Origin of the sequence: Marinomonas sp. ef1 (assembly GCF_002806845.1) — a bacterium.
Classification (GTDB): domain Bacteria; phylum Pseudomonadota; class Gammaproteobacteria; order Pseudomonadales; family Marinomonadaceae; genus Marinomonas; species Marinomonas polaris.
Window position 1 is genome coordinate 1 of the sequence record NZ_NHTT01000022.1, and the last position, 26,693, is coordinate 26,693.

A 26,693-nucleotide genomic window follows, 5' to 3' on the forward strand; every position below is an offset into this window, starting at 1 on the left:
CTGACTTGAAGACTCAACTAGATCTTAATCTAGTAAAGTTGAACTTGGTCTTCGTTGCTCTGAAGCCTTGTCCGTGTCAGCGAGGGCGTATATTAAGGATCTACAGATTTTGTGCAACCCTTTTCGACATTTTCTTTCAATTTATTTTAAATAAAAGCGCATTCGTTCATAAAACCGTCAAAAACCACTCTTTTTGGTCATAAAGCAACCGACCCAAGAAAATTCAAACGTAATTAATCTATCAATTCAGGCATAACCACAGGAACTGCACACACAACTTTCATCTCTTGAGAATCGATTGCAACCTGATAGGCAATTACCTCAACCCCTTTCCCGACCACTTCAACAAAAGCCTGCGCATACCTTTTATCGATGTGAGTTGCAGGCGTAACAGAATCAATCCCTGTGTGACTCACACAGAAGAACATTACTGCTCGATGACCCTCTTCGACCATCTTCGCTAACTCATATAGATGCTTACGCCCACGATCCGTCACTGCATCAGGAAAATACCCCAAACCATCTTCTTCTAATAAAGTGACACTCTTCACTTCAACATAGCACTTACGACCATCATTACCTGTAAGCAACCAATCAATACGGCTTTTTTCACCGTATTTCACTTCCGCTTTTTGTTCAGGGTAGTCTGCAAGCTCTTTCACCACCCCATTGGAAATGGCTTCACCGACCAACTTGTTTGGGTAACCTGTATTAATACACGCTAGATACTGAGCGTCGACTTCCACCAGCTCCCAGGTGTAAGCCAGCTTACGCTTTGGGTTATCACTTTTAGACAACCAGACACGAGCCCCATCCTGCTGACATCGTTTCATGGAGCCCGTATTTGGACAATGAGCCACCACAACGTCACCATTTGGCAATGCGATGTCAGACAAAAAACGCTTATAGCGTTTAATCAATTTCCCTTCTATTAAGGGCGTTGGAAATTTCACAGAAGGACTCCAGAATTCTTTATGAAAACCATCACAATCTAAAACAACCACTCTCATGTAAGGAAAGGCATTTTCATAGACCTTAAACAGACACCAACGTTAAGAGTGCCCTAGGCGGTTGCGCAAAACCAATTGGTGCAATAGGATCATAAGATCCTTGGTTTGGAGTTTTGCTTTGTGAGGGATACGGTTCGTAATATTAATCAGCATTTTTGGAGTAGCAAGGGTATTCCATTCCTCACAATACGCACAACTCAAAACAGCACGCAAAGCTATAAAGCACACTGTCACTCCGAACTATCCATTGGCATCATTGAGTCAGGTACAACACAGTTAACCCTACTAAACAATGAGATGATGCTTGAAAAAGCGGACATTGTTCTTATTGAACCCAACGTCGTTCACTCCTGTAACCCCTTGCAAGGTCAACCACGCAGTTACCACATGCTCTATATCGACAACACATGGTGCTGCCACTTTTTGTCGAAACTCTATGGTTACGAGATCAAAAAATACGACAGCCAGCACAATTTACTACCAGCCCTAGACAATGAGATAAAATTGTCGGAGCTAATCCATACTGTGTTAAATCAAGACAACGAGGAAACAGCAAGCCGCCTAGAAAGGCAGGTGTTTAACCTAGTCAGCCGCTATTGCTCTCCTATTCTGGAACATAAGGACGAAAGCCATTTAGCCAGTGAGCTAAAAACTCGACTCTTACAAGATATAACACAGGCTCCGTCCCTTGATGTCATAGCGAAAGAGCTTGGCAAACCTGCGGAAACATTAATCCGCTGTTTTAAAAAGCATTACGGCATCACGCCAAAATCCTTTCTTAATAATAACCGTATCGAGCAAGCTAAGATTTTATTAAGACAAGGAATGAGCATAGTGGATGTCTCCGCGGAAGTTGGTTTTTCAGATCAGAGCCAACTACATCGTACTTTTGTGAATTATACCGCTTCAACGCCTCGCCAATATCAACAGGGAACGTCAATTTTCGACAATATTCCCTGACACCCAAAGCCTATAGTTGGGAAAAATAATCTATAGGTAACCTGTTATGTCACTCGCAACCCTTCTTCCTGCAGCTTTTCCTGCATTAGCACTGGCTCACTTCGTCGCGTTATTAAGCCCAGGGCAGGACTTTTTCCTAATCATTGCCCACTCTATTCGCCACCGATTACAAGGAAGTCGGTTTATCTGTCTTGGCGTCGCCCTAGGTAATGCGATTTATATCGCACTCGTCATACTGGGATGGGCAAACCTTCGAGACAGTCAAATGGCTTTTGCATTGATCCAAGCCGCTGGTGCCATTTACCTTTTATGGGTTGGGCAAAAACTCCTCCGCAGTAGAAAAAACAACGCGCTACAGGAAACCGGTCAAGAGACTCCACCCTCCGCCATGCACCAACTCAGCCTCGGATTAAACTCTGCTCTACTCAATCCTAAAAACGCTTTATTTTATATGAGCTTAATGACAGTCATCCTTGGCAGTGAAGTGACATTGATTCAACAAATCTCTTGCGGCGTATGGATGTTCCTTGCTGTGCTGTTTTGGGACTTATTTATTGCAGCCGCCATCGGTCGCCCCCAAGTTCAAACCTATTTAAAAGCCTACATACACATAGTTGAAAGAGTGGCCGGCGCGATTCTAATAGACTTCGGTCTTACCTTATTTGCAGGATATTTTCTTTAATTTTGATAGAACAGCTTAGACCGAGGGGATAATAAGCAAAATTACGTCTAGGAAAGGCCAAGCCTTAACGCTTTGAAGGAATATAATTCACCCTTGTTAAAGCGTGTTTTCCAAGAGTTATTGGTTACACTGTCAATTTTATTCCATTGTTTCAGGCTAGGTATGATATTAGAAGAAAGCTATCGTCGGGATTTAAACCTGTTAGTGGCGTTACAAATCCTCGTTGAGGAGCGCAGCGTAAAGCAAAGCTGCTGCTCGCTTAAACCTCAGCTAATCCGCCATGAGCCGAGTTCTAGGACGACTACGCACCTTACTATCGGACCCTTTATTTACTCGTCATGTTGTGTCCGTCATTGACCTTTATCTATCGCTCACCCAGTTCAGATTAAAAGTAACAGCGCAAACCATTAACAGTGGTGGCTATAAATCCAATGACACTGTGTCACCAAAGGCAATAATTTCTGTTTAAGATGGCCAGCATAGCTCGATTACCGTCCCACCCTTTTCATTTAGGTAGCAGTTAACATTTCCGCCATGCACTTTTGCTATGGCCGCGACCACAGCGAGACCTAACCCGCTACCGTTTTTAGTATTGTCTTTGGCTCTGCGAAAAGCCGTGAATGCATGTGGTAGCAACTCCAACGGAATACCCGGCCCAGAATCTGCCACAGACAAGTAACAATCCTCATCTTTAAGTGCAGACGTGATGATTATTTCCCCCGGAAGAGCATACTTACTGGCATTTTCCAATATCGCTAACAAAGCCTGACGAATTCGAGTAGGGTCACAAATTACAGGCAATCTCGTTAAATTTAGCACCACATGCTGACCTGCCTCTTTAAGCATATTAGCGGATAAATCGGTAAGCAGCTTGATTTCGTCCGATAACTGGGTTTCTTCTAAGTTAACTTTTAACTCACCACTGTTCATTAAGCTAATAACACGAAGATCTTCAATTAAACGCGACAACCCTTCCACTTGAACCAAAAGTCTAACAAATTGGGCTTCATCTGGCGTAAACACCCCTTCTGCCAAGCCTTGTAGTCGTCCTCGTAAAATGGTCACAGGGGTTCTTAATTCATGGGCAATGGCCGCATTCCAAAAAGTGTGCTCTTCGGTCATACGCTGCAGCTTTTCTGCCAACAAATTTAGGTCATCAACCAATAAAGCGGCTTCACCAAGAGATCGATCCCCGACATGGGCGCGATAATTGAGATCCCCTTCGGCAATTCTTCGGATCCCTTCGGCAACCAAATTTAAAGGCTCCAATATGCGCTGGGATAACCGAATGGCGACATTGATTGCCAATAAAATAACTATTACTAAGGTTAATAAAATCCACAACCACTCTGGTCCTGTTGGGGCAAGGTTTTCCTCATTCGGCAGCACGTTAGGCCAGTACGCTTCCCATAGATAATAAAAAACAAACGACCCTATGGTGACCAATAAAGCGGATCCAATGGCTATTTTTATCATTGAAAAAGCAATTTGACGACTCAAACCACTTAATTTCATGAGTCACCTTTCAAGCGGTAACCAACACCACGAACTCCAGCGGGCACACCATGAACCCCAAAAGCATCGAGTTTTTTACGAATTTTACTAATGTGACTATCCACTGTTCGCTCTAGAGCATCCCCCTCTGGTAAACAAGAGACCAATAGCTCCTCTCGGGTAAACACGCGTTTCGGTGAACGAATGAAATGAGTTAAGAGCCTAAATTCGGTTAATGTCAACGCAAGTGAATGCGCTTCGCCGCTAACATAAACGGTTATGTCATGGCTTTCCAAATCCACTTCAAAAGGATCTGCACGCAATGTCTTACTCTTTGCAGAGGAGTTAACCTCTAAAGTACGTCGTAAAACAGCTTGCACTCTCGCCACCACTTCCGCCGGATTAAAGGGCTTCACGACATAATCGTCTGCGCCAATTCGAAGTGCCATCAGTTTATCCAAATCTTGATCCATCGCCGTAAGCATAATGACGGGGGTGTTACTATTTTGTCGTAACTGAGACAACACTTCCCAACCATCCTTTTTCGGCATCTGGATATCCAGCAAAATCAGATCCGGCTGAATAGAAGCATGAAGTTCAAGCGCCTGTTGTCCATCACCAGCATGAAGGACACGCATGTTATTACGCGTCAGATAAGCCGATAAAATATCAACAATTTCCAACTCATCCTCCACGATCAGAACCAATGCTTGACGATGATCTGGGCCTTCTTGATCAGACTTAGACATAACCTTGTGATTTTCAGAAAACAAATGCCCCTCCATCAAACCTCCACATTCACTCAGCAGAACCTCCACACACAAATAGTAAACTCACGAACAATTGAATTACTTAAACGCTTTTACGTTCATTTCCCCAAAGGATAACGCAGTGAAAAAGATAAATACATGTGTATGTAGTGGCTTACATATCTTGATAATTAGCTTGTTGGTCGGTTGTCATCAGTCGAATCAAGAAGACAAGGATGAGATCGAATTAACAATACCCACTCCCTTAGTGTCAACGATTAAAGTAGAGCCTACGCCTCTTGAGATATATGAAACACTTCCTGGCCGAGTCATGGCCGTCCGTACAGCTGACATTCGCCCACAAGTAACGGGGATCATACAACAAAGGCTATTCAAACAAGGGGCAGAAGTAAAAGCAGGCCAATCACTATTTCAGATTGATCCAGCCCCTTTTGTGGCAGAAGCCGACACGGCCAAAGCCAACTTATTGAGAGCACAGGTTACGTTCAAATTGGCTGACGACAAAGTCACGCGCCTCAAACCACTGCTAGCCGCCGATGCTATCAGTCGTCAGGATTATGACGATGCCGTGTTACTCCGTGACCAAGCGGGAGCCGATATTGCTGTTGCAAAAGCAACTCTGGCACGTCGTCAGCTTGATGTGACCTTTGCCAACGTGACAGCCCCCATATCAGGTCACATTGAGCAAGCTTTAGTAAGTGAAGGGACATTAGTCAGTAGCACAGATACAAGCCCCATGGCGCGTATCCAGCAGATTGATCAAGTGTTTGTGGATATTCGTCGCCCCGCTACCTCGTTTCAAGCAACACGTGAAGCCTTAGCGGCAAATTCGGCGGGTGAATCGAATGCATCAGGCGCAACAATCGAAATTTTGCACAGTAACGGCCAACCCTATCCTATCAAAGGTCAGGCTTTATTCTCCGGCATTAATATCGACGTGAGCACAGGCGATGTTTTGCTACGCGTACTGGTTGATAACCCTCAACGCCTACTGTTACCAGGCATGTTTATCAGAGCAAAAGTTCTCCATTCAAGTTACCAAAATGCACTGATGGTTCCACAGCAAGCCGTTATGCATCTGTCGGGTGTACCTCATGTTTGGCGTATTGATGAGAAAAACTTTGCTCACTTTCAGCCGATAGCACTGGGGGAACTCATCCAGGGGCAATATCACATACAAGATGGAATAGAAGTCGGAGATATCATCGTCATCGAAGGAATGGATAGGCTTCAGGACGGTATGCTCGTCAATCAACACCCATGGAAAGAGTTCGACGCTCCTTCCGCACCTGTGACCCACTGATTAAGATTATTAGAGAGTCTGAAATTTATGTCCCAATTTTTTATACAGCGTCCAGTGTTTGCTTGGGTTATTGCGCTTTTCATTATTTTGTTTGGCTGTATTGCGATTCCAAAGTTGCCAATATCCCGCTACCCTTCTATTGCACCGCCTACCGTGAACATTATGGCAACCTATCCAGGTGCCAGCCCACAGGCAATGAATGATGGAGTGCTAAGTCTGCTGGAAGGAGAGCTCTCCAGCGTCAAAAACTTGCTGTATTTCGAGTCCTCTGCCGACAGCTCTGGCTCGGCCTCAATCACGGTCACATTTAAGCCAGGAACAAACCCTGATTTAGCACAAATTGACGTACAAAACCAAATGAAAGCGGTGGAGTCTCGCCTACCAAGGGCCGTACGCCAAGATGGCTTAACCATAGAGTCGGCTACCTCCAACTTTCTTATGATTGTGGGATTAAAATCCGACGACAATCGCTATGATGAAATTGCCCTAAACGACTACTTAGCTCGTAATCTGGTAAAAGAATTACGTCTTATAGAGGGTGTCGGACGCGTCCAGTCTTTTGGAGCAGAAAAAGCGCTGCGCATTTGGGTAGACCCAAACAAGCTCTATTCACTGGGTTTGACAATGAATGACATTAGCCAAGCGGTGACTGAACAAAATACACAGATCACCCCTGGAAGCATAGGTACAACACCAACAGTAGAGGGCCAACGAGTCACGCTCCCCCTAACAGCACAAGGCCAGTTAACCAGCGTGCAAGATTTTGCCAATATCATTCTGCGCGCTAACAGTAACGGCTCAAAAGTCTTGCTCAGCGATGTTGCCAAGGTCGAGATAGGCTCTCAGTCCTACGGCTTTTTGAATCGAGAAAATGGCAAAACCGCAACCGCGGCGGCCATACAACTCACACCGGGAGCAAATGCGGTCAAAACGGCCGAAGCAGTAGAGAAACGTTTGGCGGAACTGAGTCAAACGTTACCAGTAGGCATGTCCTATTCGATCCCATTTAACACCGCTCCTTTCGTTAAGGTTTCCATCAATAAGGTGATCACCACGCTACTCGAAGCCATGGTGTTAGTCTTTTTGGTTATGTATCTGTTTTTGCAGAGTATTCGCTATACCTTAATTCCCGCCATTGTGGCTCCCATCGCTTTGCTGGGCACCTTCACAGTCATGCTGTTAACAGGCTTTTCTATCAACGTGTTAACCATGTTTGGTATGGTGTTAGCCATCGGCATCATTGTCGACGATGCCATTGTGGTAGTAGAAAATGTGGAACGCATAATGGCCAAAGAAGGCTTATCACCGAAAGAAGCGACCAGCAAAGCCATGAAAGAAATCACGGGAGCCATTATCGGTATCACACTGGTGCTCACCGCAGTATTCATCCCCATGGCGTTTGCTAGTGACTCGGTGGGAGCGATCTATAAACAGTTCACCTTATCTATGGCCGTATCTATTCTGTTCTCCGCCTTCTTGGCTCTGACACTCACGCCAGCTTTGTGCGCCACTTTACTCAAACCAGTCAAAGGTCATCATCAGCAAACACGTTTTGCCCAGTGGTTTAACCGCAGCTTTAATCGCATGAATAACCGCTATGAGACACAAGTTGGTAACTTGGTGAGTCGTAAAGGCTTCATGATGCTGATCTTTGTGGTCTTATGCACCATTTTGATCCTTATCTACCGACAGCTACCATCTTCTTTCTTACCAGAAGAAGACCAAGGCTACTTTATGACCAGCATCCAACTACCGGCCGACGCCACCACAGAGCGTACATTAGCCGTGGTGAAAAAGTTTGAAGAACATGCACTCAGTCGCCCTGCAATTGAATCAACAATGACAGTCATTGGATTTGGTTTTTCCGGCTCAGGAACAAATGCCGCACAAAGTTTTACCATGTTAAAAGACTGGGATCACCGCTCCGGCACCTCAACACAAAATGAGCTACAGCTTGCGGAACAAGCCATGGCAGATGTTAAAGAAGGCTCTGTCATGCAGATGTTGCCACCGTCTATTGAAGAACTAGGCACTAATTCTGACATAAGCTTTTTCTTACAAGACCGCGCTAACCAAGGGTACGAGCAGTTAAAGAATGCTGAGTCCCGAATGATAGATCTTGCTCAAAAAAGCGCATTGTTAAAGGGCTTTTATACCGATGGCTTACCTGCCGGAACCAGCATTCACTTGGAGATTGATCGTCAGAAAGCCGAGGTATTAGGCGTGTCGTTTACCAATATTAGTGAAACCTTGTCTTCAGCAGCAGGCTCGACCTACATTAATGACTTTCCAAATCAAGGTAAAATGCAACAAGTCATTATGCAAACTGAGCCCTCAGCGAGAATGCAAATTGATGACATTCTGAGTCTACACGTACGCAACAGTAGTGGTGGCATGGTGCCACTATCGGAGCTGGTGACACCGTCTTGGTCAGAGTCCATCCCACAATTGCTTCGTTTTCAAGGCTATCCAGCCATCCGCATTGCAGGTAGTGCTGCGGCTGGCGTATCAAGCGGTCAAGCCATGGCAGAGATAGAGCAACTGGCTAAGCAATTACCACAAGGCTATGCCATTGAGTGGACAGGACAAGCATTGCAAGAACGTCAATCCGCCCAACAAGCTCCCATGTTGATGGCGCTATCTATGTTGGTGGTGTTCTTAGTGTTAGCGGCACTGTACGAGAGCTGGTCGATTCCTTTATCCGTCATGCTCGTCGTGCCATTAGGCTTGCTGGGTGCTGTGCTGGCGGTTGTTTTACGAGATATGCCTAACGATGTGTTCTTCAAAGTGGGCATGATCACCGTCATTGGTCTGTCTGCAAAAAATGCGATCCTAATCGTGGAATACGCCAAGCAATTACGCGAGCAAGGTTTCAGCTTGGCAGAATCTGCGATTAAAGCGGCTAAGTTACGTCTGCGGCCCATCTTAATGACTTCCCTTGCCTTTACTCTAGGAGTTTTGCCTTTGATACTTGCCAGCGGTGCCAGTGCAGAAACGCAACGCGCTATCGGTACAGGTGTATTTGGAGGCATGATTAGCGCGACTCTGCTCGCTATTTATTTTGTGCCCGCTTTCTTCGTATTCGTAATGAGCATTCAAGAGCGATTGGCATCTTGGACAAACTCTAATAAGACACCACCAACAGACTTTAAAGGTTAATACTATGCGTTCTCTTGTTATTGTGATGACGGTATTGCTGGCGGGATGCTCTTTAACCCCAGAGTTAACCAAGCCAGCCGCGCCGATACCAGAAAACTTTGCCAACCAACCTAGTGTTGGCACACCTTCATCCTACAATATTTCCGATCTAGGATGGCGTAACATGTTCCGTGATAAGCGCTTACAAGCGCTTATCGAATTGGCATTAGCCAACAACCGAGATTTACGTATTGCCACGTTAAATGTGGAAGCTGTCAAAGCCCAATACGGCATAGCACGAGCAGAACGGTTGCCCAATATTGGCGTTACATTGGATAGCACCAAACAGCGTTCAGTCACCACGGACGGCGGTAAAAATACATCCCAAATACAAAAACAGAGTGGTCTCAGCCTTGGTATCAGCGCCTTCGAAATCGATTTGTTCGGACGCGCTCGTTCCATGTCAAAGGCGGCTTTTGCCCGTTACTTAGCAAGTGACTATGGGCATCAAGCTGCACAAATGGCGTTGATCAGCGCCATCAGTGAAGCTTACTTCGCGGAGCAAATCGCCTATGAGCAACTAACATTAGCAGAAAACACCCTCACGGATTGGCAGCAGTCACTAAAGATAACCTTGCAATTACGCAAAGCGAACCAAGGCAGCGAACTCGATGTGGCGCAAGCGGAGGGGCAAGTAGCAAGCGCTGAAGCGACTCTCATCGCCAATCAAAGGAGCTTATCCCAAGCAAAGAACTTACTACGTCTACTAGTAGGCGCTGACATTCCCACCAACCTACCTGCATCAGACTTATTCTCTGATCAAGCAGTAACCACCTCGTTGTCACCGGGTCTGCCCTCCGACTTGCTGTTACATCGTCCCGATATTTTGCAAGCAGAGCAGGACTTGATTGCCGCAAACGAAGACATTGGTGTTGCACGAGCCGCTTATTTCCCGCGCATATCTCTGACCAGCTCCATCGGCTATGCCAGCCAAGATATGAAAAACTTAGTTAGCTCGGGTAGTGCCACTTGGTCATTTGCACCGCAAATTAGCCTACCCCTGTTTCAAGGTGGTAAGCTCGACGCCGAGTTGGCCCTAGCGAAGGTGCGCAAATCAACAACGATTGCCGAATATGAAAAAGCCATTCAGACAGCGTTTAAAGAAGTGGCCGACGGACTGGTTGGTAGCGAAACGTATCAACTACAAACGACTGCACAAAAGAAAGTCGTCTCCGCCGCTGAACGCAGAGCCAGACTATCCAACCTACGTTATCAAGCGGGCATAGAAAGACGCTTGGAATTGTTGGATGCCCAGCGACAACTGTATGTAGCCAAACAAACCTTACTAGACCTTAAACAGCAAGAATTGAATAATGCTGTTTTCTTATACAAAGCCTTAGGCGGTAGATTGGAACTATGAATAAGACAAAAATACATTTATTACCCGTAAGTCGAGATGAGCTCAGCACCTTTAAAACCGAGCTACAAGAAACCTTTACTGCTGCTTTGGTCGATCAATTTAGTCAGTTTGGCAGTGAACCCATTCCCTCTGACGACGATATAAACGAATCTTTTAACGCCCAAGGTGCGGTAATACGACACATTTTTTACGGACAAGAAAAGATAGGAGGCGTAGTGCTGAAGATTAATGAAGATACCCAGCACAACAGCTTGGATCTATTCTTTATCTATCCCAAACACCATGGCAAAGGCTTCGGCCTAGCGACTTGGAAAACCATTGAAGCGACCTATCCTGACACTAAGGTATGGAGCACCGTTACACCCTATTTCGAGAAACGAAACATTCACTTCTATGTCAATAAGTGTGGTTTTCAGATTGTAGAATTCTTCAACAAGAACCACTTAGAAAAGAATGAAAAAGCCCGTAGCACCGATCCCCATGATACCAGTGACTCGAGTAAAGAAGAGTTTTTCAAATTCGAGAAGGTCATGATACAAAAAACATAACGACCTTATTGATAACACGAGAAAGCTTACTGATCGAATCCAGTAAGCTTTCATTCAATACAATCAAAGCCACCACTTTGGTTTATCCAGCCTTTTTGACTGCTAAAGTGTCATAAAAAACTCTTTAGTTTTTGATAATAACGGAAGCCGTTGTATTTTTGCGACTTGGATTCCCGACTTCGCGGGAATGACTAGAAAAGTAATTTGATAGTAAGTATGACGAGCCTATTCACAGGAAAATATTGGCTTCTCGCCTTAACAAGCGTTTGCCCCCTTTTGGAATACGACAATTACTACCTATTTCCTTCAGGCAATAAAAAAACCCGCTTCAAACGAAGCGGGTTTTTAGGTGTTTCTATTTATTCAGTTAAGACGTACTTAGCTGAATTATTCCCACTCAATCGTCGCAGGTGGCTTAGACGATACATCGTAAGTCACGCGAGAGATGTGTTCGATTTCGTTGATAATGCGACCAGAAACTGTTTCTAGCAATTCGTAAGGAAGGTGAGCCCAACGAGCTGTCATGAAGTCGATGGTTTCAACGGCACGAAGCGCAACCACGTATTCGTAACGACGACCATCACCCACTACGCCAACAGATTTGACTGGCAAAAAGACAGCGAAAGCTTGGCTTGTTTTATCGTACCAACCAGAGCGACGTAACTCTTCAATGAAGATAGCATCCGCACGACGAAGAATGTCTGCGTATTCTTTTTTCACTTCACCCAAGATACGAACACCAAGACCTGGCCCTGGGAACGGATGACGGTAAACCATGTCGTAAGGAAGACCTAGCTCTAGACCTAACTTACGCACTTCGTCTTTAAACAATTCACGAAGTGGCTCAACCAACTCCATTTTCATATCATCAGGTAGACCACCAACATTGTGGTGGGACTTGATAACATGAGCCTTGCCAGTTTTTGAAGCCGCAGATTCGATTACGTCAGGGTAAATCGTGCCCTGAGCAAGGAAATCAATGCCATCTAATTTAGAAGACTCTTCATCGAAGATCTCGATAAAGGTATTACCAATAACCTTACGTTTTTTCTCAGGATCCGCTTCGCCAGCAAGCTTGCCAAGGAACAAATCTTCCGCATCAACACGGATCACTTTTACGCCCATGTTGTCTGCGAACATTTTCATCACTTGATCGCCTTCGTTCAAACGAAGTAAACCATTGTCTACGAACACACAAGTCAATTGATCGCCAATCGCTTTATGAAGCAAAGCAGCAACGACAGACGAATCCACACCACCAGACAAGGCTAACAATACTTTACGATCACCAACTTGCTCTTGCATACGCTCGATAGCGTCTTGCGCAATGTTCGCAGGGGTCCACAAAGTGTCACAACCACAAATATCCACGATAAAACGGGATAAAATACGGCCACCCTGTAGCGTATGAGTTACTTCTGGGTGAAATTGCACACCGTAAAATTTCTTCGCTTCATTCGCCATCGCCGCGATTGGGCAGCTGTCAGTCGACGCCATCAAGGCGAAATCTTCTGGCATGGCAATAACTTTATCACCGTGACTCATCCAAACATCAAGCAAAGCAACACCATTATTGGCGATATGATCTTGAATACCGTCAAACAACGAAGGACCTTTATGCTTGCGAATTTGTGCGTAACCAAACTCACGAATTTCAGAACCTTGAACTTTACCGCCCAACTGCTCTGCCATAGTCTGCATGCCGTAACAAATACCAAATACCGGCACGCCCAATGTAAATACTGCTTCTGGAGCACGAGGGGAACCTGGCTCAGGAACGGATTCAGGACCACCAGCAAGGATGATACCTTTTGGATTGAAGTCGATAACTTCTTGATTTTCCATATCAAAAGCACGAACTTCACAGTAAACACCGATTTCACGAACGCGACGCGCAATCAGCTGAGTATACTGAGAACCGAAATCAAGAATAAGAATTTTATGAGCGTGGATATCTTGCGACATTATTAGCCATTCCTTTCACTCTACTTAAGAGACAAATCTTTTCGTAGAAGTAATCAATAAATAGTAAGAGCAATAAATAAAGATGGGGCGTGTTGTACGCCCCATCTCAGTGTCAAATTATCTCGCGATTAACCGACGTGATAATTTGGCGCTTCTTTCGTAATAGTCACATCATGAACGTGACTTTCACGCATACCAGCACCCGTAATCTGAGAGAACTGAGTCTTAGTACGCATAGTTTCAATATCAGGTGATCCAGTGTAGCCCATAGAAGAACGAACACCACCCATCAACTGATGAACAACGGCTGCCATTGGGCCTTTTGATGGCACACGACCTTCAATACCTTCTGGAACCAATTTTTCAACACTGCTTGAATCTTGGAAGTAGCGATCGCTTGACCCCTGAGATTGAGACATCGCACCTAGCGAGCCCATGCCACGGTAAGCTTTAAATGAACGACCTTGGAAAAGTACCACTTCACCCGGCGCTTCATCCGTACCTGCAAGCAAGCCACCAACCATGATAACGCTCGCACCAGCTGCAATAGCTTTACTGATATCACCAGAAAAACGCACACCGCCGTCAGCGATAACGGGAATGCCACGAGCATTCATTACTTCAGCAACATTTGCCACCGCACTGATTTGTGGAACGCCCACACCAGCAACGATACGAGTTGTACAAATAGAACCTGGGCCGATACCTACTTTCACGCCATCAGCGCCTGCATCAGCAAGGGCAATCGCCGCATCCGCTGTCGCGATATTACCGCCGATAACTTGAATATGAGGGAAGTTTTCTTTTACCCAACGAACGCGATCAATAACGCCTTTAGAATGACCGTGAGCTGTATCAACAACAATGATATCAACACCAGCATCAGACAAAGCTTTTACTCGATCGCAAGTATCCGCGCCAGTACCAACAGCGGCACCAACACGTAAACGACCTTGATCATCTTTACATGCATTCGGGTAAGTCGTGGCTTTATTAAAATCGGTTACAGTAACCATGCCACGCAATTCAAATTGCTCATTCACAATCAACACTTTCTCAATGCGATTTTCATGTAGCAATTTGCGAATAGAACCAGATGATGCACCTTCAAGCGCTGTAACAAGGCGATCTTTTGGAGTCATAATGTCAGAGACTTTTTTATCGTAGTCTTTAACAAAGCGCACATCTCGACTTGTTACGATACCAACCAAATCAGAACCTTTAACAACAGGTACACTTGAGATGCTATTCGCGGCCGTCAAATCCATTAGCTCTTTAACGCTGGCTTCAGGATTGATGGTAACAAGATCACGAACAATGCCGCTTTCGAATTTTTTAACACGACGCACTTCACGAGCTTGCTCTTCAATGGTCAAGTTTTTGTGCACAATGCCTATGCCACCTTCTTGAGCCAGAGCAATCGCCATGCGATGTTCAGTAACGGTATCCATCGCTGAAGACGTAAGCGGAATATTTAACTCAATATCTTTAGTGATTTTCGTTTTGAGGCTAACATCCTTAGGAAGAACTTCGGAATAGCCGGGGATAAGCAATACGTCGTCAAACGTTAAAGCTTCTTGCACGATTCGTAACATAATGGGGAGTTTCCAATGCCAACAAGGGTGTTAAGATGGCAAGTAATTCTACTCCAATAGTTGCATTCGGTAAATCAAAACCACGAGAGATTGATGAAAAAATTTACAACTTCTGTGTCACAAGAAACGGCTTTTACCGTATCGCAGCTAAATAGACAGATACAACAACTACTTGAAGCCAGTTTACCGTGGATTCTTGTAGAAGGAGAAATATCCAATCTAGCCAAACCGAGTTCAGGACATTGGTATTTTTCTCTTAAAGATGACAAGGCACAAATTCGCTGCGCCATGTTTAAAGGCAAGAACGCGGCTGTACGCTTCAAACCCAAAGATGGTGATATGGTTCGTTTGCGTGCTCGCGTCACTTTTTATGGCCCAAGAGGCGACTGCCAACTCAGCGTCGAAGGCATGGAATCCGCTGGCGAAGGCGCATTACAACAAGCGTTTGAGCGACTAAAAAACAACTTACAAGCCGAAGGCCTGTTCGCACCTGAACACAAAAAACCACTACCAACAAAACCAGAACGTATCGCCATTATCACTTCACCGGTCGGCGCTGCGGTTCGAGATATGATTATTGCCTTTCGTCGACGTTTTCCGTTAACCGAACTAACGATTCTACCCTCTTTGGTACAAGGCCAAGATGCCGCCAAGAACATCTTAAGACAATTACAGCGAGCCGATGGCAGCGGACACTTTGACGCGATTATTCTTGGTCGTGGCGGCGGCTCATTAGAAGATTTATGGAGTTTCAATGACGAAACATTGGCGCGAGCTATTTTCGCAGCCAATACACCTATTGTTTCTGCAGTGGGTCATGAAACAGACTTTACCATTTCTGACTTTGTCGCCGATGTTCGCGCAGCAACACCAACGGCTGCTGCCGAGCTTTTAAGCCCAGATCGCAATCAATTAATTCGACAAATCGAGCAGCAAGAGAAGCAACTCGTTCGACGCATGTCTCGCATTCTCGAACAATGCCAACAACAGCTCGACTTCATGACCAAACGTATTCGCCACCCAAAAGAGCGAATAGAGCAACAACAGAATCAACTTGAACAACTCAAACGCCGTTTGCAACAAAGCATGCAGCGCAAGGTGTTGGAGAAACAAGCCCAAACCGCGAATTTGGCCCATCGACTTGAAAGAAACAGCCCGACTCGCCGTATCGATCAGGACAGACAAAAGCTAAAAGACATCGACGCGCGACTTGCTCGTGCATTAAGCAACACCCTAACCAACAAGCAAACCGCCTTTGCTCGTATTATCGACAAACTGAACCTCGTCAGCCCCCTTAATACCTTAGCTAGAGGTTACGCCATTGCCTCCAAAGACAAGCAAGTGATTCGTTCCATTAAGGACGTTAAAAAAGGTGATACTATTTCGGTAAGAGTTCAGGATGGCATCATTTCGTGTGATGTAACCGATCGTTAACAGCCCTAAACCAATCAAGTACGATAATGTATCGTGCTTGATTGTACAGCCAAAATATTGGCTTCCTTCTTATAAGAATCTAATGCCAACGCGAAACATAAATCCCCAAAACTCCCTTTAAAAAAACGCCAACTATCCACCTTTGCCCCAAAACGGACGCTCTGAGCTTTCGAAAAAAAGCAACGAAGTTTTAATAAATGAATAATTGTGCAAAATCTCATCATTCCCTAGTATCGATTGGAGAGTTACTAGCAAGATAAAAAATACAACGGAGCCACATTAAATGTCGGACACTTATAAGATGGAGAGCACTACAGCCTCCACAAAAAAACTAGCAGATAAAAAATTACTAAAGCTCATTGTTGCCTCCTCTATTGGCAACGCATTGGAATGGTTTGACTTAATCGTCTACGCCTTCTTTGCTCGTACTATTTCAAAATTGTTCTTCCCTACTGATAATGAAACGCTGTCACTTATGCTCGCGCTCTTCACTTTCGCGATGTCATATCTTATTCGCCCGATTGGCGCGATCGTTATCGGCAGCTACGCGGACAAAATCGGCCGCAAAGCTGCAATGCTACTAACGATTTGGCTAATGATGGCAGGAACCTTTTTGATTGCGGCAATGCCAACCTACGAAACCATCGGTTTACTAGCGCCGTTAGGGATTTTGCTTGCTCGATTGTTACAAGGTTTTTCTGCTGGCGGAGAGTTTGGTAGCGCCACTGCGATGCTGGTTGAACATCACCCAGAACGTAAAGGCTTTATCTCTAGCTTCATGTTTGCAAGCCAAGGGCTAAGCGGTTTATTAGGAGCAGGATTTGGCTTGTTGCTGACGACCACATTAACCACGGATCAGCTAGAAAGCTGGGGATGGCGCATTCCTTTCATCTTCGGTTTATTGATTGGTCCTGTGGGTTTATACATCCGCCGACACATTGAAGAGACGGGTGAATTTACCGCATCGAAAGAAGAGAAAGTGCCATTAGTAGAATTGTTTGCGAATAACAAACTCGGCATCCTGTTCAATATCGGCGCCATGATACTGTCTACATCAGTAACCTATTCAATTATTTTCATGCCAACTTATGCCACAAAATATCTAGGCTTAAGTAACTCCATTGGTTACGGCGGCACTCTAATCAGCTATACAGTGCTAATGTTATTAACACCATTTGTTGGGATTTTATCCGACCGTATTGGTCGCACTCGTTTAATGATCGCCGCAGGCGTACTTTTCTTCATTACGGTTTGGCCCGCCTTTTTCATATTGTCTCACCACCCGACATTAATCATGCTGGCCAGCGTTCTATTTTGGTTGAGCGTATTAAAATCCATGTATTTTGGTGGTTTGCCAGCACTGATGTCTGAAATGTTCCCTACTCGTGTTCGAGCTACGGGGATGGCGCTAAGCTACAACATCAGTACGACCTTGTTTGGTAGCTTCACTCCGTTCCTATTAGTCTGGACCATCAGCGCTACAGGTGATCAATTGGCTCCAAGTTATTACCTATTGCTGACCAGTTTGATCAGCTTGCTCGCCCTGTTTGGAATCCGTAGGCACTTCAAGATCAACTAATAAAAGAGCTTATATGACCATATCAAAACGCCGCTTTACGCGGCGTTTTGATATCTTAAATTTTCATAAATGCCATCAAGCTAAGAAGTTCACTCCCACCACAAATAGCAGCAAAGCAAATAGTCGTCTTAACATTATGGGATTCAAACGGTGTGCTAGTTGAGCACCAAAACGAGCAGAAAACATGCTCATCAAGGCGATACCTGCTAACGCAGGTAAATACACAAAACCGATACTGTTAGATGGTAAATCTAAGTGATTCCAACCGATAACCATAAAGGAAAGAGTACCTGACAAAGCAATAGGTAATCCGCAAGCCGCTGAGGTCGCTACCGCTTTTTTGATATCAATTCCCTTCCAAGATAAAAATGGCACCATCAAAGAACCACCACCAATGCCGAATATTGCCGACACCCAACCAATGACTACGCCAGCCACAGACATCAACGGTTTCGTTAAGCCAGAACCTTGGCCTTTAGGGTGCCAATTCGCCGCCATTTGTAGTGACATCAGCAAGGAAAATACACCAATAATTTGCTGCAGATTCGCTCCTGGGATATAAGACGCAGTCACGCCACCCAACGCGCTACCAAACAAAATCCCAGCGCTAAGCCAGATAACCATTCGCCATTCTACCGCGCCTTTTTTATGGTGCGCCATCACCGAATTAATCGAGGTAAAGAAAATGGCACTGAGTGATGTTCCTACTGCAAGGTGCGTCAAAATCTCAGTCGATATGCCTTGTAAGGTAAAACTAAATACCAGCACAGGCACAATAATCAGCCCACCGCCGATACCAAACAGTCCTGCCATTAGTCCAGAGCAGGAACCCAACACTAGGTACAAAAGAAAATCCATCATAAAGTTTATTCACAAAAAATTAGGTCATCATGGACCAATACAAAGAAAAACGGTGGCCTCATTGGGCCACCGTTTCAGACGTAAAAAAACCGCGCCATTATTCAGGCCAATGTTCACCTAGATCCCAAAGCAAACCAGCAGCAGCCAGAAGCCCTTGCTCCACTACGCTTTCAAGAAGATGCTCATCAGGCGCGTGCTGTTTACAGGATGGATAAGAATGTGGCATCCATACCGTAGGCAGCGCCAACACATCTGCGAAACAATGATTTGGAATAGTACCACCTAAATTAGGTAGAACGGTCACCGTTTGCTCTAACGAGGTTTCCATAGAACGCTTAACAAATCCAACCCAAGGATGAGTCGGGTCTAAACGCGTCGCACTGTAACCACCCTCAAAAATCACCTTAACATCACCTAAACCTTTCTCTTCTAAAAAGGTTGATAGGTTAGCAACCAGATTATGCCAGTCTGTTCCCGGCACAATACGCAAGTGACATACAGCTTCAGCAACATCAGGGATCGCACCAATAGGCTTTTGAATATCTCCTGCACCAAGAGCGATTACTTCGAGGGTATTACAACCAAACAATCGCTCGCCAGCGGTAAGCTCTTTCTCGCCCCATTGGTCATTCAATGTTGGATCACCAGCATAACCACCAACCGTTAATTCACGCATCATTTCAGCAGTCAAACCACTTGGCAAAGGCGCTCGTAAGCACTCAGCAGTGATTCGCCCATCGGCTGTCGTCAAGCTAGAAAGAGCATGTTGTAAGCGAGTCACTGGATTAGTGATAACTCCCCCCCAGTTGCCAGAATGGCGTACACCGTTGCCGGTTTCACAACGCAAGCGAAACTGGCAAACGCCACGAGAACCTAAAAAAATAGTCGGCGTTTGAGCATTTAATCTAGGACCATCAGATGCTAAAAACAAATCAGCTTTTAACGATTCTTTTTGCTCATGACAAAAAAGCTCTAACCCTTTAGAGCCAACTTCTTCACTCATTTCGAATAAGATTTTAACGTTGTAACCCAGCTTCCCCTCACGAGCGTTTAATACCGATTCTAGCGCTAGCAGGTTAATCGTGTGCTGCCCTTTGTTATCTGCGGTACCACGGCCAAAAATTTTCTCGCCAATCTGAGACAATTCCCAAGGATGAGTACCTTCTTGCCATAATTCAGCTTGCCCATTGGTGACATCACCATGACCATAAGTTAATAGTGTCGGTAAAGATTCATCTTCAATGCGTTTTGCAATTAATAACGGCGGGCAAGACGCCATCGGATTTGCAAATATCTCACATTCAAAACCCAGCTTAACTAACGTTGGCTGAATTTCATCGGTTAGATACTTCATTAGTTCAGCACTGGCGCTTGGGTTTTGACTTTCACTAGCAAACGCCACGCGACGCGTTAGAGTTTCGATAAACTGACCGTTTTTAATGGTCGAAACGGCCTGTTGTAAGGCTGCTTGACGGCCACTTTGACTCGTTGCTTGGGACATAATCTCTCCAAAATACGCGAATTTATTATGTCATTTAGCTTAAGATGTAATAAGCTTTACAACAATTATCAATTACACAATAAAACCTTCTATAAAATAGAAAGCTTATGAATGATATCTCGTTAAAATACTTTCATGCTGTTGCGAAAACAGGCTCTTTGTCTGCCGCTTCGGAAGAACTCCACGTCGCGGTTTCGGCTATCAGTCGACAAATAACCCAGTTAGAGGAAAAACTTCAGCTAACGTTGTTCGAACGCAAAGCCAGAGGCATGTCTCTAACACCAGCAGGCGATATTCTTTATACCTATTCGCTGCGTAATACGTTGGAATTTAAAAACGTGATGTCAGAAATGAAAGGCATCAGTAATATCCAGCAGCAATCTATCGCTCTGGCTTGCCCGGAAGGCATGGCTTGGGACTTTCTCCCGCATGTAATCGCAAAATTCCGCTTGGAATACCCAAGTGCTCGCTTTTCACTACAAGTTGTCGACTCAAGCAGAGCAACTCAACTGGTTAGAGAAGGCCGAGTAGATGCTGCGTTTACCTTCAATTTGCAACCTGAGCAAGGCGTTGAAGTGTCGCTGCAAGTGCCTTCTCCGATCGTCGCCTTATTATCCAAAAATCACCCGCTAGCCAGCCAGCAAGACATTAGCGTAAGGGATTTAACCGAATACCCTATTGCCACATCCGGATCAGGAACAACACTCAGTTACTTATTTGATATAGCTTGTCATATTGAAGGTGTACAAATCATCCCAGCCTTGTCTAGCGACTCTGCGGGTTCTATTTATACCTTTGCGAGCGAAAGTGAAAACGCTATCGCCCTTTGTGGGGAGTTAACGGTTGCGAGACGGGCAAAACGAGATGGTCTAGTTATACGGCCAATGCGCGAACCGTCGTTAGCTCAGCGCAGCCTGCAGGTGCAAATTATGTCGAGAAGAAAGCTCCCTGTTATCGTAAGGTATTTTCTAACTCACCTCACCGAGTCACTTAAAAACCAAGGCTAGCGCCACGCATAAGTAAATTGGAACCAAACCTAATAAACTAGGCTTGGTTCCAATCATTAGCTTGCATCACGTTACTTTGAACAGCTCTACTTTATCTTTCAAATGTCTCATTTCATCGCCAATGGCATTAGTTGCCGCTCGACTTTGATGGAACAATTCTACTGTCTGCTCACTTTGTGCAGCCAACATAGAGAGATGCTGGTTGATATCCTCAACGGAAGCATTCTGGATTCCGGCACGTTCAGCCACTTGCTCGTTCATATCAAACAATTGCTGCAAGAATGCATCAAGCGCGATGAATTTTTCCGATACCAATTTTTGACTGCCTAACGTCTGAATGCTTTTTTCACACGCCACGTCCATTTGTGAGGTGACTTGAGTCGATGCGGCTCGCAACTGCGAAATAATGCTTTGAATTTCATTAGTCGATTCACTCGTACGCTGGGAAAGCATGCGAACCTCATCAGATACAACGGCGAAACCTCGGCCATGTTCGCCAGCACGAGCGGCTTCTATGGCAGCATTTAGAGCTAATAAATTAGTTTGTTCTGATATGGAACTAATAACATTCAATACTGAAACAATCTTCTCAATATTTCCGTTTAGCTCAGTTAGGCTCGTTTTGCTTTGCATCATATCGACTTCTAAAGCTTCTAAGAAAACTAAGCTACTCTGAACTTCTTTGTTGGCTTGCTGAAGTTCGGCATTACTCAGATCCGACATTTCTCCCGCTCTTGTTGCCAAATCTTTTACCTGAGCGCTTTGCTCAGTAATATCTTGAGTAGAGATAAAGATCTGCTCTACCGATTGCTTCTCCGCCTCAGAGGCCTGGGAAAGCTCATCCACTTGCTGATTCAAGCCTTCAATCGCGCTATCAGTTGTCTTAACCGCATCATTCACGGTAATCAGAGAGCCTTTTAATGTCAGTAGCAAAGAGTTAATAGCATCGGCTAATGCACCTATTTCAGCCTTATCAGAGCTCTTAATTTGATAGTTGAGATCCAAATTATCCGATACATAACGAACGTCCTTGCCAATAGCGACAATAGGACGAGTCAGAGAGCCAATCACGAAATGAAGAATGAGCAGAGAAATTAAAATAAAAACGATAGAGTAGAGAAACGCATTCTGTAACTGCGTATAAATCGGCATCATAATTTGCTGTTTTGGCACGGCTAGCATGATAAATCTATCTAACACTGGTACCCACAATGAGCCAAGGTAATAAACCTGCCCATTAATCGTTATATCATCAATGACAACGTCGGTTTTATTGTTAAGCAAGCTAGAAATATGGCTTTTATCGACAATCTCCATAAATGCAGAATCACCTTTTGCTTGAATCAAGCCATCACTTGTTACCAACATGGCACGACCTTGCTGACCAACATTTAGCTTCTTAATCATATTAATAAGCTTATCAGCTTTAATCCCTAAACCCGCTACCGAAAAAGGTTTATTGGTATTCGGATCCATAGCATCACTACGATAGTTAATAAACAGCATTTGATGCTCGTACTGTAAATTCAGCTCATAATCGTGACCTGTGGCCAAAAAATTCGGATAGAACTCTTTGTACGGATAGTCTTTTAACAAGGTTTTAAAAAATGCTTTTTCATAACCAAAATATTCCAGCCCATTTTCACCATTTACAACATAAAAGGTCGAATCACTGCCCGCGATTTCCTTAACGGATTTCAATTTGTTTTCGATGAAAGAAAGCTGATTATCAGCTGCACCATTACGAACCCAATCTTCAACGAAGTTGTCGTTTGTCATGAGATGAGAGGCTGTAATTAAAGGGGTAATTTCTGTACTGATTTGCGAGGCTAGATTACTGAGATGGGTTGGTAAAACTTCTTTTTTTAACTGCTCTAGCTCTGTGTCCAGTGTGGAAAGAGCCTGAGTACTGACTGAGACAACTGTGCTGGCAACAAGCAACACAGCAAGAACAGAGAACATGCGACTTCTAATGGATAGACTTTGCCACTTCATAATAACATCCTTATTATTCTTTCTTATTGTAAGTTTATCGTCAGATACTACACCGCAGTTAATGACAAAAACAAAACAATTTTCTTACTATAAATAACAAAGCTATTAATAATCGAAAACATTGATAGTCATCAAGAAAAACAAAATTCATCTTTGAGGCCTCACAAGCCATATCTCTCAATTTTTTTAATCAGCCCTTGCCGAGAAATACCCAGTTGCTTGGCGGCTTGGGTGCGGTTGCCTTGGCTTTTTTCTAAGGCTTGGTTAATTAATCGAATTTCAAGGTCTCGAACTTGTTCATCTAATGAGGCGTCGCTCGTTAGTAAGCTTGCCATGGTTTGACGAACAGGTTCGCCACTTGGGTATAACAGCTGGATATCTTCCATGGTGATTCGGCCTTGTGGACAAATAGATGCGACGCTTTCTAGGGCGTTTTTCAATTCACGCACGTTACCCGGCCATGACTGATCTCGGAACCATTGCACAGCTTCCGGACTGAGTTGTAATTGTTTAGCTTGCTGACTTTGCAAACGCTGTAGAAATGACTGTAGCAATACGGGGACGTCTTCTAGCCGTTCAGCAAGGGATTGCGTTTCAATGTTCACGCCCTTAATTCGATAATACAAATCTTCTCGGAAGCTACCTTCTCGGACTTTTTCAAGTAAGTCGGCGTTGGTCGCGGAAATCACACGGATGTCGATGTATTTCTGCTCTCGGCCACCGACAGGGAAGAAGGTGCCCTCTTGCAGCACTCGCAGCAGTTTCACCTGCATAGCCAACGGCATTTCGCCGATTTCATCCAAGAACAAGGTGCCGCCATCGGCTAAACTTAATAGACCAACTTTGTCTTTTTCCGCCCCAGTAAAAGCGCCTTTCACGTAACCAAACAACTCGCTTTCCAATAAATCCGCAGGAATAGCGCCGCAATGCACAGAAACAAACGGCTTGGCAGCGCGATGACTCAAGTCGTGCAAGGTGCGAGAAATGACTTCTTTACCGGTTCCCGATGGGCCAGTAACCAAGACCCGAACATCCGTCGGTGCGATTCGTTCCACCAGCGCCCTGACCTTTTGCGAACTCATCGAATGACCGATATACGCAGACGCACCTTGGGAGGAATTACTAACTTGTTTTAGCTGAGTGAGCTCTCGCTCTAAGGTGGTTTTGGTGATTGCTCGACGCACCACAACCGCTAACATATCTGGGTCAATCGGCTTAGCAATAAAATCCCATGCGCCAAGTTCAATGGCTTTAAGTGCCAAATCCCGATCCGCATGACCAGTAATAATAATCACCGGACGACCAGCAAAATCGTCCATAGCATCCAAGGTTACTTGCGGGTCAAAATGCGGCGGCATGGACAAGTCTAATAACACCAAATCCGCATCAAACGACGCCAACGCTTTTCGCGCTTCGTCTAGGCTACCTGCTGTTTTGACATGGTAATCTTGATTCGCTAACCAGCGGCTAGCCAATTCACGAAAAGCTGGTTCGTCGTCAACCAGTAATATTTTATTTTGTGTCATGAAATTCTCTATTTGAAATCGCAGCGCCAGAAAAGTGGCGAGGTAAAATAAGCTCGAAGGTCACTGGCCAAGCCGAATCAGACAGATGTCTAATCTTTCCGTCATGAGCATCGACAATACGACGCACAATCGCTAAACCAAGACCACTGCCGCCTGCTCGCTTAGTCACAAAGGGTTGAAACAAAGCCTCACCTTGCAGACTTGAGTCGATTGCTGGCCCGTTGTTATGCACTTGGATGACTATCTGTTGATCTTGTTCTTTGGCTTCAATGGATAACTTTCCATCTGGCATATTGCGCAAAAAAGATACGGCGTTATCGATCAGATTAATAAACACCTGTTGTAATCGTTGTGGGTCTGCATCCAGTTCTATCGTTTCATCGATATCAAGCTCAAACGCCACTCCTTCTAGCTGAGCTTGCGCCAGAATACTCGCTATTAAAGATCGTAACGGCGTGGCGACAACTTGCAACGTCAAGCCACCGGAATAGACCAACATATCGCTCACCAAACGATCCGCACGTTTTAGCTGAGTCTGAATATGCTGACGCGTCTCGGCTGGTGCATCATAGGCGGCCATAGAAATAATGTTCAGAGGATTACGCAACTCGTGAGCCATGGCCGCAGACAAACTGCCCAGCTCAACCAAATGCTGTTCGTCCATGCGTTTTCGTTCCGCTACCGCCAAGGCCAACGACCTTTCAAGCAAACCACAGCTGGTCGAAAACAAGGAAGCAAACACTTCCGCTGTTAAACGCATACCAGGACTGGCATCTTCCCAACCGATCAAAACAAAGTGCCAATCAGAATCTGATCGCGATACTCGAATTGCCAAAGCGTCATTCTGTTCCTTAACGGGATAAGCAGAACTTTTTAGTTGTATTGCCACGCTATGTCTAATTTGTAGCGAAAGTAAGCGTTCACCAATAGCAATCAGTTGCGGCCAATCTTGCGCTTCTTTTAATTGCGTTGACCAGGTATCCAACACAGCTTCATTCAAGGAGGCTCCGGGATAAATAAGACGTGACACCAAGCGACTCAGAGGCTGATAAATGACAGCTGCGACGACCAAGATAAACAAGGAATACAACCAAAGCTGCCAACTGGGAACATTTGCTAACGCCTGTAAACCTATGCGTCCAGACACAACGCTTATCACTGCGATGACACAGAGAATCACCAGCATCATGGCAACCCAAAGCAAGGCACGATTGGCGAACGCATTCACCGATAAAATCTGATAGCGCACCACCGCGTAGACCAACAACAGCAAATAAGTTGGCAGCAGTAACATAGGGTACGGAAACCAACTTATGCCAAAGGAGGGAAATACAAAACTGGTCGCCAACAACAAGCCCCAAGCTCCAACACCAAACATGGCGAGAATGGAGCGTTTCTTGTTACCAGAATGTCGATACCAACCAAATAACAGCACGCCATGAGCCAGCATGCCGATCAACACTGTATAGGCGAGGTTCCATGTCCCCGCCTCGGTAAAGATAAAAAATGAACGCGTGTCGAGCGTACTGATAGCATCGCCCGCACCAATCCACCAGCTCTGTAAAACCACCGCAAAACTGGTCAGATAAAACCAAGGTACCGCTTGATATAAGCGTTCTAGCATCGGCTCTTTAACCGAGCCAGAGTTCACAAAACGAATCGCAAAGTGTAAGAAGAAGGTCGGCATAAACGGGTTAGCAAGAATGATATGAATACCAATTTGCTCGTAGCCTTGGAACAAAACCACATGCCCGAAGCACCAAATCGCCATCATGATGGCGAAACCTGCCAAGGCTTGCAGATCACTTTGCTTTCTCGCTCGCCACAATAACCAAACAGCTACCAATACGCCGCACACGCTCGTCACCAGCATGGCAACTTCAAACATCAATGAAAGCGTCAAAA

20 protein-coding genes are annotated in these 26,693 nt (G+C 45.0%); 10 read left to right on the forward strand and 10 right to left on the reverse strand.

What is annotated here, in order from left to right; translation table 11 throughout:
- Nucleotides 1–233: 233 nt before the first annotated feature.
- Nucleotides 234–1,010 carry a DNA/RNA nuclease SfsA gene (gene sfsA, locus CCS02_RS20590; protein WP_100637572.1) on the reverse strand — a complete coding sequence of 259 codons (777 nt, stop codon included), beginning with the start codon at nt 1,008–1,010 and terminating at the stop codon, nt 234–236.
- 120 nt (nt 1,011–1,130) lie between these two features.
- Between sfsA and CCS02_RS20595 the strand changes: the two genes are divergently transcribed.
- The 3 genes from CCS02_RS20595 (at nt 1,131) to CCS02_RS22310 (ending at nt 3,121) form a co-directional block, all read left to right on the forward strand.
- Complete coding sequence (locus tag CCS02_RS20595) at nt 1,131–1,970, forward strand: AraC family transcriptional regulator (RefSeq protein WP_198515431.1); 840 nt, start codon at nt 1,131–1,133, stop codon at nt 1,968–1,970.
- A 46-nt stretch (nt 1,971–2,016) separates the two neighbouring features.
- Nucleotides 2,017–2,652, forward strand: a complete 636-nt coding sequence (locus CCS02_RS20600; RefSeq protein ID WP_100637573.1) for a LysE family translocator — start codon at nt 2,017–2,019, stop codon at nt 2,650–2,652.
- 280 nt (nt 2,653–2,932) lie between these two features.
- Nucleotides 2,933–3,121 (forward strand): hypothetical protein, encoded by a 189-nt coding sequence (locus tag CCS02_RS22310; RefSeq protein WP_198515432.1) that lies wholly within the window; start codon nt 2,933–2,935, stop codon nt 3,119–3,121.
- Here CCS02_RS22310 and CCS02_RS20610 read toward each other — a convergent pair.
- Nucleotides 3,118–4,167 (reverse strand): ATP-binding protein, encoded by a 1,050-nt coding sequence (locus tag CCS02_RS20610; protein ID WP_100637574.1) that lies wholly within the window; start codon nt 4,165–4,167, stop codon nt 3,118–3,120. The two genes, CCS02_RS22310 and CCS02_RS20610, sit on opposite strands and share 4 nt — an antisense overlap.
- Nucleotides 4,164–4,919, reverse strand: a complete 756-nt coding sequence (locus CCS02_RS20615; protein WP_232728931.1) for a response regulator — start codon at nt 4,917–4,919, stop codon at nt 4,164–4,166. Before CCS02_RS20615 ends, CCS02_RS20610 begins: the two co-directional genes overlap by 4 nt.
- A 118-nt stretch (nt 4,920–5,037) precedes the next feature.
- On the opposite strand from CCS02_RS20615, the gene CCS02_RS20620 reads away from it, so the two are divergent.
- The 4 genes from CCS02_RS20620 to CCS02_RS20635 are packed head-to-tail and all read left to right on the forward strand — an operon-like array spanning nt 5,038 to nt 11,325.
- Nucleotides 5,038–6,219 carry an efflux RND transporter periplasmic adaptor subunit gene (locus tag CCS02_RS20620; RefSeq protein WP_198515433.1) on the forward strand — a complete coding sequence of 394 codons (1,182 nt, stop codon included), beginning with the start codon at nt 5,038–5,040 and terminating at the stop codon, nt 6,217–6,219.
- Between the two features lie 27 nt (nt 6,220–6,246).
- Nucleotides 6,247–9,378 (forward strand): efflux RND transporter permease subunit, encoded by a 3,132-nt coding sequence (locus CCS02_RS20625; RefSeq protein WP_100637575.1) that lies wholly within the window; start codon nt 6,247–6,249, stop codon nt 9,376–9,378.
- A gap of 4 nt (nt 9,379–9,382) precedes the next feature.
- Nucleotides 9,383–10,777, forward strand: a complete 1,395-nt coding sequence (locus CCS02_RS20630) for an efflux transporter outer membrane subunit (RefSeq protein WP_100637576.1) — start codon at nt 9,383–9,385, stop codon at nt 10,775–10,777.
- A complete protein-coding gene (locus CCS02_RS20635) occupies nt 10,774–11,325 on the forward strand; it encodes a GNAT family N-acetyltransferase (protein ID WP_100637577.1) in 552 nt (183 codons plus the stop codon). Before CCS02_RS20630 ends, CCS02_RS20635 begins: the two co-directional genes overlap by 4 nt.
- A 387-nt stretch (nt 11,326–11,712) precedes the next feature.
- Here the strand turns inward: CCS02_RS20635 and guaA are convergent, their stop codons facing one another.
- Both guaA and guaB read right to left on the reverse strand, forming a co-directional pair.
- A complete protein-coding gene (gene guaA, locus CCS02_RS20640) occupies nt 11,713–13,290 on the reverse strand; it encodes a glutamine-hydrolyzing GMP synthase (protein ID WP_100188544.1) in 1,578 nt (525 codons plus the stop codon).
- 128 nt (nt 13,291–13,418) lie between these two features.
- Complete coding sequence (guaB, locus tag CCS02_RS20645) at nt 13,419–14,885, reverse strand: IMP dehydrogenase (RefSeq protein WP_100637578.1); 1,467 nt, start codon at nt 14,883–14,885, stop codon at nt 13,419–13,421.
- A 93-nt stretch (nt 14,886–14,978) separates the two neighbouring features.
- Here guaB and xseA point away from each other — a divergent pair, with 93 nt between their 5' ends.
- The gene (gene xseA / locus CCS02_RS20650) at nt 14,979–16,319 is read left to right on the forward strand and encodes an exodeoxyribonuclease VII large subunit (RefSeq protein WP_100637579.1); all 1,341 of its coding nucleotides are present in this window, start codon (nt 14,979–14,981) and stop codon (nt 16,317–16,319) included.
- Nucleotides 16,320–16,602: 283 nt separating this feature from the next.
- Nucleotides 16,603–17,898, forward strand: a complete 1,296-nt coding sequence (locus tag CCS02_RS20655) for an MFS transporter (RefSeq protein ID WP_198515434.1) — start codon at nt 16,603–16,605, stop codon at nt 17,896–17,898.
- Nucleotides 17,899–17,973: 75 nt separating this feature from the next.
- Here CCS02_RS20655 and CCS02_RS20660 read toward each other — a convergent pair whose 3' ends face one another.
- Together CCS02_RS20660 and CCS02_RS20665 are read right to left on the reverse strand one after the other, a co-directional pair.
- Nucleotides 17,974–18,759 (reverse strand): sulfite exporter TauE/SafE family protein, encoded by a 786-nt coding sequence (locus CCS02_RS20660; RefSeq protein WP_332870750.1) that lies wholly within the window; start codon nt 18,757–18,759, stop codon nt 17,974–17,976.
- 97 nt (nt 18,760–18,856) lie between these two features.
- Nucleotides 18,857–20,260, reverse strand: coding sequence for a M20 family metallopeptidase (locus CCS02_RS20665; protein WP_100188542.1), 1,404 nt, complete (start codon nt 20,258–20,260; stop codon nt 18,857–18,859).
- Nucleotides 20,261–20,367: 107 nt separating this feature from the next.
- On the opposite strand from CCS02_RS20665, the gene CCS02_RS20670 reads away from it, so the two are divergent.
- Nucleotides 20,368–21,267 carry a LysR family transcriptional regulator gene (locus CCS02_RS20670; RefSeq protein ID WP_100188541.1) on the forward strand — a complete coding sequence of 300 codons (900 nt, stop codon included), beginning with the start codon at nt 20,368–20,370 and terminating at the stop codon, nt 21,265–21,267.
- 66 nt (nt 21,268–21,333) lie between these two features.
- On the opposite strand, the gene CCS02_RS20675 is transcribed toward CCS02_RS20670, so the two are convergent.
- The 3 genes from CCS02_RS20675 to CCS02_RS20685 all read right to left on the reverse strand — a co-directional run bounded on the left by CCS02_RS20675 (nt 21,334) and on the right by CCS02_RS20685 (nt 26,691).
- Nucleotides 21,334–23,262, reverse strand: coding sequence for a methyl-accepting chemotaxis protein (locus tag CCS02_RS20675; RefSeq protein WP_100637580.1), 1,929 nt, complete (start codon nt 23,260–23,262; stop codon nt 21,334–21,336).
- 161 nt (nt 23,263–23,423) lie between these two features.
- Nucleotides 23,424–24,788, reverse strand: a complete 1,365-nt coding sequence (locus tag CCS02_RS20680; RefSeq protein ID WP_100188539.1) for a sigma-54-dependent transcriptional regulator — start codon at nt 24,786–24,788, stop codon at nt 23,424–23,426.
- Nucleotides 24,775–26,691 carry a sensor histidine kinase gene (locus tag CCS02_RS20685; RefSeq protein ID WP_232728932.1) on the reverse strand — a complete coding sequence of 639 codons (1,917 nt, stop codon included), beginning with the start codon at nt 26,689–26,691 and terminating at the stop codon, nt 24,775–24,777. Before CCS02_RS20685 ends, CCS02_RS20680 begins: the two co-directional genes overlap by 14 nt.
- Nucleotides 26,692–26,693: the final 2 nt, after the last annotated feature.